The sequence below is a fragment of the Cellulomonas sp. WB94 genome (assembly GCF_003115775.1).
Classification (GTDB): domain Bacteria; phylum Actinomycetota; class Actinomycetes; order Actinomycetales; family Cellulomonadaceae; genus Cellulomonas_A.
Window position 1 is genome coordinate 201127 of sequence record NZ_QEES01000001.1, and the last position, 11539, is coordinate 212665.

The window sequence follows — 11539 nt, forward strand, 5'->3', positions numbered from 1 at the left end:
CAGCCGTGAACATGTGCGACCTGCTGCCGCTGACGCCTGCCTGCATCGGGGACGTGGCGTCGGGCGTCGGCGTCGTCGCCGCAGGCGGGGTGCTCGATGCCATCGGTCGAGCGTTCGCCTCAGCCGCCGAGTCCGTGATGAAAGCCGTGTTCGACGCAATCGGAGCGACCACGACCGTAGATCTGAGCGCGCCGTACGTGACGCGCAACGCCGCCGCTCTCGGGTCGGTGGCGCTGGTACTGATCGTCGGGCTGTTCGTGGTCCAGGTCATGGTGTCCGCGTTCCGACGGGAGCCGGGTGGCCTGGGTCGGGCGGTGACCGGAGCGGGCATGGCGATCCTGGGGACCGCAGCTGCGGCCGCCGCCGTCCAGGCGCTGCTCTCGGCGGTGGACGGGATCTGTGAAGGCATCGCCGGCCTGGCGGGGACCTCGATCCAGGCGGCGGCCCGCCGGCTGCTGGACGTGACCGTCCTGACCAAGCTCACGACGATCGGGGTCGGCGGCTCGGCCCTGATGATCCTGTTCGGGCTGTTGTTCATCGTCGGAGCGGTGCTGACGTTGGGCACCCTGCTCGTGCGCCAGGCGCTGATCGTCATCGCCGTGGTCGTCGCCCCGCTGGCGCTGACCGGCGGGACCGCGCGGGTCACCTCTCGATGGGTGGTGCGCTGGGTCCAGGTGACCCTCGCGCTGGTCTTGTCCAAGCTCGCCATCGTCATCGTGTTCGTCGTCGCGATCGGGATGCTCGGCGAGGCGAGCGGCATCGGTGCACTGCTGTCCGGGTTCATCCTGCTGCTGCTTGCAGCGCTGGCCCCGTGGGCCTGCTTCAAGGTCCTGGATTTCGCGGGCACTCAGGTCGCCGGCGAGTGGCACCGCGCCACCAACGGGTCCACGCTCGCCGCCGTCCACCAGGGCCGGGTCAGCGTGCAGTCCCTGATGCGCACCGTGGCGCCCGTCGTCGGCGGTGCGACTGGCGGGCCGGCCGGGGCTGCAGCCGGCGGCGGCGCGGGGTCTGGCGGGTCGAGCACCTCGCGCAGCGGGCCACCGCCGATCGCTGTCACGTCCCGCAACTGGCCTTCCGTCTCTGAACCGACGACGCCGCCCCGCCCGGTCAAGTCGTCCCACGCCCCAGCGCAGCCTGAGAGGCCAGCATGACGATCGCTACCGCCCGCCCCGCCGCCACGCCGACCACCGGTACCGTCCGCTTCGGCCGTCGATCCACGCGCGGGGTCCTGCTCGGCCTGACCGCGCCAAGACTCGTCGCCCTGGCCTTCGCTGTGATCGTCGTGATCCCGGCCGTCTACCTCGACGGGCTGGGCGGCGTGCTGGTCACCTCGCCCGTGTGGGGGCTCGCGCTCGCGACGGCGTTCGTCACCGTCGCGGGACGTCGGGCAGCCGAGTGGGTGCCGGTGTACGGGCATTGGGTGGTGCGCCGAGCGCGGCACCAGAACGTCTACGGCGTCCGGGTACTCACGCCCCGACCGGCCGGGACGCTGGCCCTGCCGGGGGACGCCGCGTGCCTGCGCGTTCACCACGACGAGGTCATCGACGCCGCCATGATCCACGACCCTTACGCCCAGACCCTCACCGCGGTCGCCAAGATCCGCCACCCGTCGTTCGTCCTGCAGTCCCCCGCCGACCAGGACCGACGGGTCGCTGGATGGGGCCGTGTCCTGGCCACGGCGTGCGCGTCGGGCCGGATCGGGCGCATCCAGGTGCTCGAGCGCACCCTGCCGGACTCCGGCGCGGGCATCCGGTCACACTGGGCCGCGCACGGCGTGCCCGGGGAGTCTTGGGCGTCGCGCCAGTACGAGGAACTGCTCACCCAGGCCGCGCCGACCACCGAGCGGCACGAGACGACCCTGAGCATCAGCCTGGACCTGTCCCGCGCCCGCCGGGCCGTGCGCGCCGAGGGCGGCGGGGTGGGCGGTGCGGCCGCGGTTCTGCGTCGCGAGCTGACCACAGTGGTCGCCGCGCTGCGGGCCGCCGAAATCACCGTCGACGGCTGGGTCGACCCCGGTGACCTGGCGGTCATGCTGCGCCTCGCGTACGACCCCGCCGCGGCATTGACGCTCGACCGGACCGACGTCGGGCGCGACCTGGCGACCGCAGGTCCGGTCACGGTCCACGAGCACCTCGACCACCTGCGCACCGACACCGGCGCGCACGCCGTCTACTGGATCAGCGAGTGGCCCCGCTCGGAGGTCTACCCCGGGTTCCTGTCTCCCATCCTGCTCGCCGCCGGGGTACGACGAGCGACGTCGATCATCGCCCAGCCGCTGACCACCACCGAGGCAATGCGCGCCGTGCGCAGGGAGCGCGTCGAGTACCAGACCGACGCCGCCCACCGCGCCCGCATCGGGCAGATCAGCGACGCCGGCGCCGAGCAGGAGTGGGCCGACGTCACCCAGCGCGAGCGCGATCTCATCGCCGGGCACGGCGACCTGCGCTACGCCGGCTTCGTCGTGGTCACCGCCCCCAACCTCGACGCCCTGCAGGCCGCGAAGTCCGCGATCGAGCAGGCCGCCGTCCAGGCTGGTTGCGAGACGCGCCTGCTGCTCGGCCAGCAAGCCCAGGCGTTCGCCGCTGCGGCCCTGCCGCTGGGCCGCGGTATCTGAGGCCGGCCGTGGACACGCCCCGCACCCACGCCACCCAGCTCCTCGCGCCAGCGACCACCGCACGGGCTGGTCGACGCGAGACCCGCCGTCAGCTGGCCGAGGTACAGCATCGGGCGCGGTCCGATGCAGCCGAGAACCGACGAGCCGCTGCCCGCGAGGCACGGGCTACCCAGAGCGCCACGCGCTTCCTGCCCCGCTCGGGTGAGGCCGGACCGGCCGCGCTCCGCTCCTGGCTGCCGTTCACGGTCCCGCCGCATGCCGCGACGTCGGCGACGCTGGCAGGCGCCTACCCGTTCCTCGCCGAAGCCGGGCTCGGGTCCGCCGGGTTGCTCATCGGCACCGACCTGCTCTCCGGCGGAGCATTCGTCTACGACCCGTGGGTCCTGTACCGCCAGGGCGCCCTCACCAACCCCAACGTCCTGCTCGCCGGGGTCATCGGCACCGGCAAGTCGGCCCTCGCCAAGGCACTCGCGACCCGGTCGCTCGCGTTCGGGATCCGCGTCTACGTGCCCGGCGACCCGAAGGGCGAGTGGACCGCGGTGGCCGACGCCGTCGGCGGCACGGCCATCACCCTGGGCCGCGGGCTGCCCAACCGCCTCAACCCCCTCGACGCCGGACGACGCCCCCGCGGACTCAGCGACGCCCAGTGGCGCGCGATCGTCTGGTCGCGTCGCCGCGAGCTGCTCGGCGTCCTGGCCGAGACAGTGCTGGCCAGGCCGATCCGCCCCGTCGAGCACACCGCCCTGGACGCCGCCCTCACCTCCGCGGTGACCGCGTCACCCGAGCCGACCCTGCCCGCCGTCGTCGTACGCCTCATCGACCCCCACGGTCTCGACGACGCCGACACGGCGCTACTCCGCTCCGACGGGCGGGACGTCGCCCACGCCCTGCGCCGCCTGGTCCACGGCGACCTGGCTGGCATCTTCGACGGGCCCTCGACGGTCGCCTTCGACACCGACGCCCCGATGGTCACCCTCGACCTGTCCAAGGTCTCCGGCAACGACGCGCTGCTGTCCCTGGTCATGACGTGTGCGTCGGCCTGGATGGAAGGCGCCCTTCAGGACCCTGACGGCGGCCGGCGCTGGGTCGTCTACGACGAAGCGTGGCGCGTCATGCGCCACCCGGCCCTGATCCGGCGCATGCAGGCCCAGTGGAAGCTCTCCCGCGCCTACGGCATCGCCAACCTCATGGTCATCCACCGCCTGTCCGACCTCGACGCCATCGGTGACCACGGATCCGAAGCGCGTGCGCTGGCCCAGGGGTTGCTCGCCGACTGCTCGACGCGCATCACCTACCGCCAGGAGTCCGACCAGCTCTCCGGCTCCGCGACAGCCCTCGGCCTGACCGCCACCGAGACCGAGCTGCTACCGACCCTCGGCGTCGGACAAGGACTGTGGCGAATCCGGGACAGGGCCTTCCTCGTCCAGCATCAGCTCACGCGCGGCGAGCTCGCAGCGTTCGACACAACGGCCCGGATGAACGGCGTCGCCTCATGACCAGAGACCCACGCAACGCCTCGCCGCCGTCGGGTGACCTGACTGACCTCGCCCTTGTCGGGCTCGGCTGCCTCGTCGCCATTGCCGGCGTGCTGTGGGCCGGGGCGGCCTTCACAGCTGGGCTCACCGGGTCCCGGCTGCCACCGTCGGGCATCGCCGGCACGCTCGGCCTCCTCCGTCACCCCGGCGACCCGAGCGCCGCGTGGGGTGTACCGATGGCTAGGCCGTTCCTGTACTGGACGGTCACTGGGTGCCTCGTAGCCGTTGTCACCACACTCACGGTCTTGGTCGTGCGGTGGTCACGACGCGAAGGCCACGCGCGACGCACCGACCCGCGCACCTTGCCCGGGACGGCGACCAAACTCGAGGTGCTCCAGGCGGCGGGCCCCCGAACAGTCACACGCCGAGCCCGCCACGCCCGACCCTCGCTGACCCATCCTCACCCCCGCGAGGTCGGCTACCTCCTCGGACGAGCACGCGGCGCCGAGGCGTGGGCATCGGTGGAGGACTCGATCCTCGTCGTCGGACCACCACGATCAGGCAAGGGCCTGCACCTGGTCATCCCAATGATCCTCGATGCCCCCGGAGCCGTCGTGACCACCTCCACCCGCCCCGACAACATCACCGTCACCCACGCCGCGCGACGCTCCCTTGGCCGCCCGGTCGCCGTCTTCGACCCCCAGGGCCTCGCCGCTGGTGTGCCCGACGGGCTCCGCTGGTCACCGGTGCGCGGCTGCGACAGTCCCCAGACCGCGATGATCCGCGCCCGAGGGCTCTCCGCCGGAACCGGAATGTCACGGACCGTCGACGGAGGCGACTTCTGGCAAGCCCAGACTGAGACCGTGCTGCGCGCCCTGCTGCACGCCGCTGCACTCGACGGGCGCCCGCCTCGCGATCTCTACCGCTGGTCGCTCGACCCGGCGGCGGTCACCGAGGCCGTCACCATCCTCGGGCGCCCGACAGCAGCTCCCGGGTGGGACAACGCCCTCGAGCAGGCCGCCCACTCCGACCCCCGCACCCGTGACTCCATCTGGCTCGGCGTCCGCCAGGCCCTCTCCGCCCTCGCCGACCCCCGCGTCCTCGACGCCGTCACACCCCGCGACGGCGAGGCGTTCGACCCCGCCGCGTTCCTTCGCGAACGCGGCACCCTCTACGTTCTCGGCACCGCCTCCGGCGCCGGCGCAGCCGCACCCCTTGTGTCGGCCCTGGTTGAGGACATGGTCGAGACCGCGCGACGTCTTGCCGCGGCGTCGCTCGGCGCGCGACTCGACCCACCACTCCTGCTCGCCCTCGACGAGATCGGCAACCTCGCTCCCCTGCCATCCCTACCGGCGCTGATGTCCGAGGGCGGCGGATCGGGCGTCACAACGCTCGCCGTGCTCCAGTCCCTGTCCCAGGCACGCGACAAGTGGGGCGAGCAGCAGGCCGGGACGCTCTGGGACGCAGCGATCGTCAAGATCATCCTCGGCGGCGGATCGAACGCGCGGGATCTCACAGACCTGGCGGCGCTCATCGGGGACCGTGACGAGGAGACGACGTCGGTCTCGCGGGACCACAAGGGCGGCAGGTCGACGTCCTCCGGCGTGCGGCGCGTGGCGGTCATGGACACGTCGCGGTTGCGGACGCTGCCGTTCGGGACTGGGGTGCTGCTGCTGCGGACCGCACCACCGGTCGTGCTGGACCTGGCGCCGTGGCCAAAGCGCGATGGAGCAGTGCAGGCCGTGGACTTCGGCTAAGGGCCGCAAAGCGAAATTGCTGCCGCAAAGTGGATCGCTGCTTCAGCCGCGGACGCCTGCACGGCTAGAACAGCCTGAGGCTCACGCCTCCAACTTCGATTAACGCTGCCGTGAGATCTCCGCCTCGGCAGTGCCACGCGACGTCCCGTTTGTGACCGCTCAGCGCAGTTTCCAGCGACCGTCGCCCTTGCGCCCCACCAGAGCGAACAAGTCTTCGCCCTTGAAGTTGTCCGAGTCAGAAGAGTGGCGCTCGAGCGTCTGCCTGACGGTTGCCTCCCACGCGCCATCGACACTGGGCCGCTGGGCCTTGATCTGCGCATAGATCTGACCGAGCGATCCCGCGCCACCGATCGCACGAAGTGCGTCAACGAGCTCCAGTTTCCAAGCCTTCATGCCACGACGATAGAGGACCGACCAGACAAGATCGGCCCTCAGAGGTCCTCACCTGAACGCGGCTGCCGGCAATTTCGCAACCAGCCCGGCACCACCTACCGGAGTGCGCACTTGCGCACCTCCCCTCGTTGACGCTGACGACAGGGATGACGACATGACGCACCCGCCCCAACCGAGCACCGACCCGGAACCCGCACCCACACCGCTGAACACGCTCGACGTCGCCCGTGGTCTCCTCGCGATCGCCCTCGAGCACTGCGAGCCAGGCTCGGACGCCGCGCTCGAGATCTGCGCTGCGTGGGAGGCCCTGGACGACGCCGGCTCACCCTCATGGCTGGTTGAGCCCGTCGTCCCGAGCGTGTTCGGCGCCGACGTCGTGGCCGTGATGGCCCGGCGCGCGCTGCGGTCGGCCATCGTCGACCCCAAGCTACCGGCATCGTCGGCTCTGCCGACGGCTATGGCATTGCGCCACCTTCAAGTCGCCTCGCGCATGCTGGCGGAGGATGCGACCTGCGACGGCTCGCCATGGGACTGATCAGCACCGGCCACCTGGATCTCGCGACCCGGTTCGCGGCCCTCGCCCTCGCGACCCCGGCCCAGGGCGACGCCGCGTCCGTCGGCCTGCTGCAGGACGACCTCGCCGTGATTCTCGGCGAGATGACCCAAGCGGTGACCGGACTTCCAGCCCACCCCCTGCAGATCGTCGACGTCTCGGACCTCGCCCGGCGACCAGTCCACGTGCTGCGCCTCGGCCTGGCGACGCTGCCTCGCTTTGACCCGTCGACGCCGCCTGCCGTGCCACCCTCGGCACGGTGGGACGGGCACCCGACCAAGCCCGCACGCGCCACCGACTCGACCGCCGTGTGGAAGGGCCTGGTCGTCGCGGCCGCGATAGCGACCCAGGGCATCCGCACACAGGCCCGGCACCTGACCAGCGCGCAGCGATGGGCGGTGCTGGGCAACGTCGCCGCCGTGGCCGAGGTCCTCGCCGTGACCCGATCCGATCTGCTCACCCAGACGGGCGCTGCCGGGCGCAGTGGCGGCAAGGCGCGACGGGCAGCCGCCGCCCTTGCCGTCGAGGCCCGCGAGGTCGCGAGGCTCGCCGGCGACCCCAACTTGGCCGAGGGCCGGGCATGGATGCCGCCCCGCCCCGGACGAGGCGTCGTCCCTGTCGGCGCACTGGAAGCTGTCCCGGCCGCGGTGGTGAACATGGGCCGATTGCTCGCGCGTGGCGACGCCTCGATCACCGACGTGCTTGCGGTGACTCGGGTGCTCGCCCAGACCAGCCGCGCTGCGGCTGCAGCACTGAACGCGGCAGGCTCAAGCGACCCCGCGATGGCGACCACGCTGTCGGAGCACGCGGACGTTCTCGCCCGCGCTGTCACCTCCGAGCGTGCGAACCTGGCCAGCCTCGTCCCCGGCTCCATGCTCGTCCTCGCCCAGGGACGCGAGCTGGGGGCGGCCGCCCTGCCGCGCCTGCAGGCCGTCGCGACGCGACCGACCCAGTCGCGCGCAGTCATGCCGGCCGTGCTCGGCTACGCGGGCGCCCTCGCCGGTGTCACCTTCGCATTGCAGGAGGCAACCGCCCAAGTGACCCGCGAGCACGGCGTCGCAGTTCACGACCGGTCCGACGACGCGCCCTACCCGTGGCGACCAGCCCACACCGCCGACCTGGTGCCGTTCCAGGTGTCAATGGAGACGGCGACAGCGATCGCACGCCGTGCCACCGCCGCAGCGCACGACGGTGCCCCAGGCATGGTCGCCGAGCGCCCGCGTCACGACGCGAGCGTTCTCCTTCGCGACGCCCTCATCCGCCGGCAGAGGGCGTTGCGCCCCGACACCCCGGCCCGCGCGGCCCTGACCGCCGAGCTCGACCCGGCCGGCCGAGCGGGCCAGGCCATCGGCGCATGACGCCGACGGACCTCCCCGGCCGCGAACCCGATGAAGAGTCCGCTGCCGACGCGCTGGTTGAGCGCATCCTGGCCGGCGTGCCGCGACCGGTGGCATGGGCACGTCTGAACGAGGCGACGGCAGCCGCCGCCTGGAGCGATCTGGATGCGTGGGTTCGGTGGCTCGCCCGCCGGTACTCCCTCGACCACCGCGACGTGCCGCCCTGCTGGTTCGCGCACGGCCACCTGGTCGAAGAGCTGACAGCGTTGCGCACGGCGCACCGCGTCTGCTTCGACTCCGCCGGAGCGGCGCAGGGGCCGGCCGAGTGGCACCAGACCTTCGCCAGCTCCCGCGGTCGCCTGCAGCTCTGGGCATCGAGAACCGGATGCCGTGCCGGCGAGCACCGCCCCGACGCACCGCCAGAGTGGGCCGCTGAACCGGCCCCGACTGACTACGCGCGCGCCTTCGCCGACCACGTCGCCGCCGACCTCGGCACCCGCCCGCCATCGCCGGCCCCAGGATCTGTGCGCACGGCCAGTGCTCCCCACATCATGACCGGCCCTGGGACCGAAGGAGGCCCGTGGTGACACAGATCCCCGCCAGCACGTCGGCGCCGCGCGGCCTGCTGGACCGCGCCCTCGCCTTCGCGGCGGCGGGCACACCCGTGTTCCCGTGCGTGGTCGGCGGCAAGGCACCACTGACCACCAATGGGTTCCACGACGCGAGCACGGATCTCGACCAGGTGCGTCGCTGGTGGACGGCCACCCCGCTGGCGAACATCGCCACTCCGACCGGCGCGCCCGGCTTCGACGTCCTGGACGTCGACGTCCGGCCCGACGGCGCCGGCTGGGCCGCCTACTACCGTGCCGAGGCCGCCGGACTTACCGACGGATGGACCCGCATGATCCACACACCCTCCGGCGGACTTCACCTGTACTTCCCGGGCACCGAACAGCGCAACGGCAGCCTGCGCGGCCAGCACGTCGACTTCCGGTCGACCGGCGGATATGTGCTCCTGCCACCGTCACTCGGGCAGACCAAGCAGTACTCGCGCCGCTACGAGCTGCTCCGCACCCGGCCGGGCCCGGGCCGGCCCGTCGACTGGGCAGCCATGACCGCCCTCCTCGACCCGCCAGCCGAGCGACCGCGCCCAGTCAGGAGCGGCTGGGCTCGCGACGGCGTCGACCCGATGCCTGCCCTCGCCGCGCACGTCGCCAAGCAGCCCGAAGGGAACCGCGACAACGCCCTGTTCTGGGCCGCATGTCGCGCCGCCGAGGCCGAAGCCGCCGACTTCGAGCCCCTCCTCGCAGCAGCTGTCAGCGCAGGGCTGACCGAACGCGAAGCCGCCCGCACCGTCCTGAGCGCCCTCCGCACGACCGCTCAGACTCCCCGGCCACACCGCGCAGCTGCCGCCCCGTCGACCGCATCCCTCACCCGCTAGCCACGAGCACCCACGCGTTTCCCACGAGCCTGGAGGCCACCATGGACACCACCCAAACCCTGCGACTGGTTCCGCGCCGCAGGCGACCCGACGCCACAGGACCCGGTACCGCACCCCGACCCCGCACGCTGAACGTCACCGTCCGCACCGACGACCGCATCCTGCTGTCCGTCGAGGACGCCGCCGAGCGCCTCGACATCGGCCGCACCATGCTCTACGAGCTCATCTCCGCGGGCGAGATCCACGCCATCCACGTCGGACGACTGCGCAAGGTACCGGTCGACGCGCTGCGCGAGTACGTCGATCGCCAACGCGCCCTTGCCGGCGACACCACTGCTGCGCACGACAACGCGGGGTAGCGCGGGCTCACGCCTGCCCGGGCGGCACGAACCACGTGACCGTCCGCACCACGTCCATCGCGCGTAGCCATTCGTAGCGCTCCGAGGTGGACACTTTCGGGTCGTCGCGCCACATCACCATCACGTGCGTGCTCGTCCAGCGCACCGCCTTCGCCGCCCGCCACTCCTCCCCGCCACCCACCCAGGACACGCGCGCGATGACCGGGATCTCCCCCATCGGCCGCACCGGCACGCTCTTCGGCATGTCCCGGTTCGCCACATCGCGACGCTCAACCACCGAGCCCAGCCCCTTCCGTCGACTCGAACATGTGTTCGATAGTACTCGGCGTTGGGATGAGGCTGGGGTCCGCGCCTTGCTCCGAGGGCTGTCGTCGGGGCATTCGCCGGGTCGTTCGCCCGCGTCGCACCCACGCCACCCGAGCTGCCCCTCCGGCAGCTCAGCCACCGTCGCTCACTCATGGTCACGGATGAGCGCCCGGTCCGCCGCTGACGCATCTAGGTTGTGGGCATGAACCAGCGTCCGCCGGGTATCCCGTGGCATCGGTTGAGGCGGTTCGCAAAGCCCGCTGCGACCCTCGTCGCACTAGCGCTGCTCGCCGTGCTCGGTGGTATCGGCGCGACCTCACTCCGCTTGACGGCGACGTTGGACCCCGCGTCGACCGTCTGGGACACCCTTACGGCGATAGGCACCCTGGGTGCGACGGTCATCGCGCTATGGCTCGCCCTCAGCAGCTGGCGGAGAGGCCGGGACTCCGGCACCCGCCTCGTCTCAGCATGGGTGACCGAGACGTACGAGCCTGTCGTAGGCGCCAGCCACTATCGACGCCTCGCAACCTTGCACGTCGCTAACGAGAGCGACGAACCCGCCTTCGACGCCCACGTCTCCGTCATTGTCGGCGTGCACGCCGTTCCGCTCGGCCCCCTATCCGCGCCCGCACCAATTGCGGTGTTACCCCCGCGTCGCGAGCTCACGTTCGATCTATCGACGCCACTTCGTGCGCACGACGACACCTGGAATCCACGGGCGTCGGTCTCGTTCAGAGACCGGTTTGACAGGTGGTGGGTGCGCGACGAGAACGGGCTGCTTCGCCGAGGCGGCGCGGGTCGGTGGATCGAGACCAACGATTCCCAGCAGATGCTGCAGCTCGGAAGCGAGTCCCTCGAGAACCCCCTGCGGGTGACGATGTGGTTCCTGGCGGGGCTGCGGGCGGCAGACCGAGCCGATCTGAGCAACTTCGACGGGTTCCTCGCCCCGGAAGCGCCGGGCTGGTCTGACGTCAACTGGGAGGACCTCCGCAGGGACACCTTTGACTTCCAACCGACCTCGATGGTGGCCTATCCGGCCCCGTACATCGCGCGCGTGAAGTTGTCGGGCGATGTTCACCTGCAGGGCAAGACCGTGAGTGTTGACGGGCTCTTCGCCACCGGCGGACCTTGGATGTTCGTGACACTCACCTACCGGCCCGAGCGCGGATGGCGGGTCTTCGGCATCGGCAGCACGGTCCAGCCCGACCGCATCCTGCTCGCAGACGGGACGTTTGGACAGCCCGAGTGAGCACGGACCCCGGGGCGATGCCCTCAACGTTGCCTCGTCGCTGCGACGTCGAGAA

12 protein-coding genes are annotated in these 11539 nt (G+C 71.7%); 10 read left to right on the forward strand and 2 right to left on the reverse strand.

Annotation, left to right across the window (positions count from 1 at the left end):
• The first annotated feature begins 5 nt into the window (after nt 1-5).
• From DDP54_RS00925 to DDP54_RS00940, 4 genes are all read left to right on the forward strand, one after another.
• Nucleotides 6-1151 carry a hypothetical protein gene (locus DDP54_RS00925; RefSeq protein ID WP_109130153.1) on the forward strand — a complete coding sequence of 382 codons (1146 nt, stop codon included), beginning with the start codon at nt 6-8 and terminating at the stop codon, nt 1149-1151.
• The gene (locus DDP54_RS00930; protein ID WP_109130154.1) at nt 1148-2614 is read left to right on the forward strand and encodes an SCO6880 family protein; all 1467 of its coding nucleotides are present in this window, start codon (nt 1148-1150) and stop codon (nt 2612-2614) included. The genes DDP54_RS00925 and DDP54_RS00930 overlap by 4 nt, the downstream gene beginning before the upstream one ends.
• 8 nt (nt 2615-2622) lie before the next feature.
• Nucleotides 2623-4110: an ATP-binding protein gene (locus DDP54_RS00935; protein WP_109130155.1), complete on the forward strand. Its 1488-nt coding sequence runs from the start codon at nt 2623-2625 to the stop codon at nt 4108-4110.
• 500 nt (nt 4111-4610) lie between these two features.
• Complete coding sequence (locus tag DDP54_RS00940; RefSeq protein ID WP_347338486.1) at nt 4611-5846, forward strand: TraM recognition domain-containing protein; 1236 nt, start codon at nt 4611-4613, stop codon at nt 5844-5846.
• A gap of 159 nt (nt 5847-6005) precedes the next feature.
• Here the strand turns inward: DDP54_RS00940 and DDP54_RS00945 are convergent, their stop codons facing one another.
• On the reverse strand, nt 6006-6239 hold the full coding sequence (locus DDP54_RS00945) for a hypothetical protein (RefSeq protein ID WP_109130157.1): 234 nt from the start codon (nt 6237-6239) through the stop codon (nt 6006-6008).
• Nucleotides 6240-6393: 154 nt separating this feature from the next.
• Here DDP54_RS00945 and DDP54_RS00950 point away from each other — a divergent pair, with 154 nt between their 5' ends.
• Genes DDP54_RS00950 through DDP54_RS00970 form a run of 5 tightly spaced genes read left to right on the forward strand, consistent with a single transcriptional unit; the run spans nt 6394 to nt 9929 of the window.
• Entirely contained in the window at nt 6394-6774 is a 381-nt protein-coding gene (locus DDP54_RS00950; protein WP_109130158.1) for a hypothetical protein, read from the forward strand.
• Nucleotides 6765-8150 carry a hypothetical protein gene (locus tag DDP54_RS00955; RefSeq protein WP_109130159.1) on the forward strand — a complete coding sequence of 462 codons (1386 nt, stop codon included), beginning with the start codon at nt 6765-6767 and terminating at the stop codon, nt 8148-8150. The genes DDP54_RS00950 and DDP54_RS00955 overlap by 10 nt, the downstream gene beginning before the upstream one ends.
• The gene (locus DDP54_RS00960) at nt 8147-8716 is read left to right on the forward strand and encodes a hypothetical protein (RefSeq protein WP_109130160.1); all 570 of its coding nucleotides are present in this window, start codon (nt 8147-8149) and stop codon (nt 8714-8716) included. Before DDP54_RS00955 ends, DDP54_RS00960 begins: the two co-directional genes overlap by 4 nt.
• Complete coding sequence (locus DDP54_RS00965) at nt 8713-9570, forward strand: bifunctional DNA primase/polymerase (protein ID WP_158274427.1); 858 nt, start codon at nt 8713-8715, stop codon at nt 9568-9570. The genes DDP54_RS00960 and DDP54_RS00965 overlap by 4 nt, the downstream gene beginning before the upstream one ends.
• Before the next feature lie 41 nt (nt 9571-9611).
• Nucleotides 9612-9929, forward strand: a complete 318-nt coding sequence (locus DDP54_RS00970; RefSeq protein WP_109130162.1) for a helix-turn-helix domain-containing protein — start codon at nt 9612-9614, stop codon at nt 9927-9929.
• Between the two features lie 7 nt (nt 9930-9936).
• Here DDP54_RS00970 and DDP54_RS00975 read toward each other — a convergent pair whose 3' ends face one another.
• The gene (locus DDP54_RS00975) at nt 9937-10188 is read right to left on the reverse strand and encodes a hypothetical protein (protein WP_109130197.1); all 252 of its coding nucleotides are present in this window, start codon (nt 10186-10188) and stop codon (nt 9937-9939) included.
• A gap of 249 nt (nt 10189-10437) precedes the next feature.
• Here DDP54_RS00975 and DDP54_RS00980 point away from each other — a divergent pair, with 249 nt between their 5' ends.
• Nucleotides 10438-11484: a hypothetical protein gene (locus DDP54_RS00980; protein ID WP_146192328.1), complete on the forward strand. Its 1047-nt coding sequence runs from the start codon at nt 10438-10440 to the stop codon at nt 11482-11484.
• The last annotated feature ends 55 nt before the right edge of the window (nt 11485-11539 follow it).

Bases quoted from the DNA above. Each gene is read 5' to 3' on its own strand.
- DDP54_RS00930 (WP_109130154.1), top strand. From the start codon at position 1,148: ATGACGATCGCTACCGCCCGCCCCGCCGCCACGCCGACCACCGGTACC.
- DDP54_RS00945 (WP_109130157.1), bottom strand. From the start codon at position 6,239: ATGAAGGCTTGGAAACTGGAGCTCGTTGACGCACTTCGTGCGATCGGT.
- DDP54_RS00950 (WP_109130158.1), top strand. From the start codon at position 6,394: ATGACGCACCCGCCCCAACCGAGCACCGACCCGGAACCCGCACCCACA.
- DDP54_RS00955 (WP_109130159.1), top strand. From the start codon at position 6,765: ATGGGACTGATCAGCACCGGCCACCTGGATCTCGCGACCCGGTTCGCG.
- DDP54_RS00960 (WP_109130160.1), top strand. From the start codon at position 8,147: ATGACGCCGACGGACCTCCCCGGCCGCGAACCCGATGAAGAGTCCGCT.
- DDP54_RS00970 (WP_109130162.1), top strand. From the start codon at position 9,612: ATGGACACCACCCAAACCCTGCGACTGGTTCCGCGCCGCAGGCGACCC.
- DDP54_RS00980 (WP_146192328.1), top strand. From the start codon at position 10,438: ATGAACCAGCGTCCGCCGGGTATCCCGTGGCATCGGTTGAGGCGGTTC.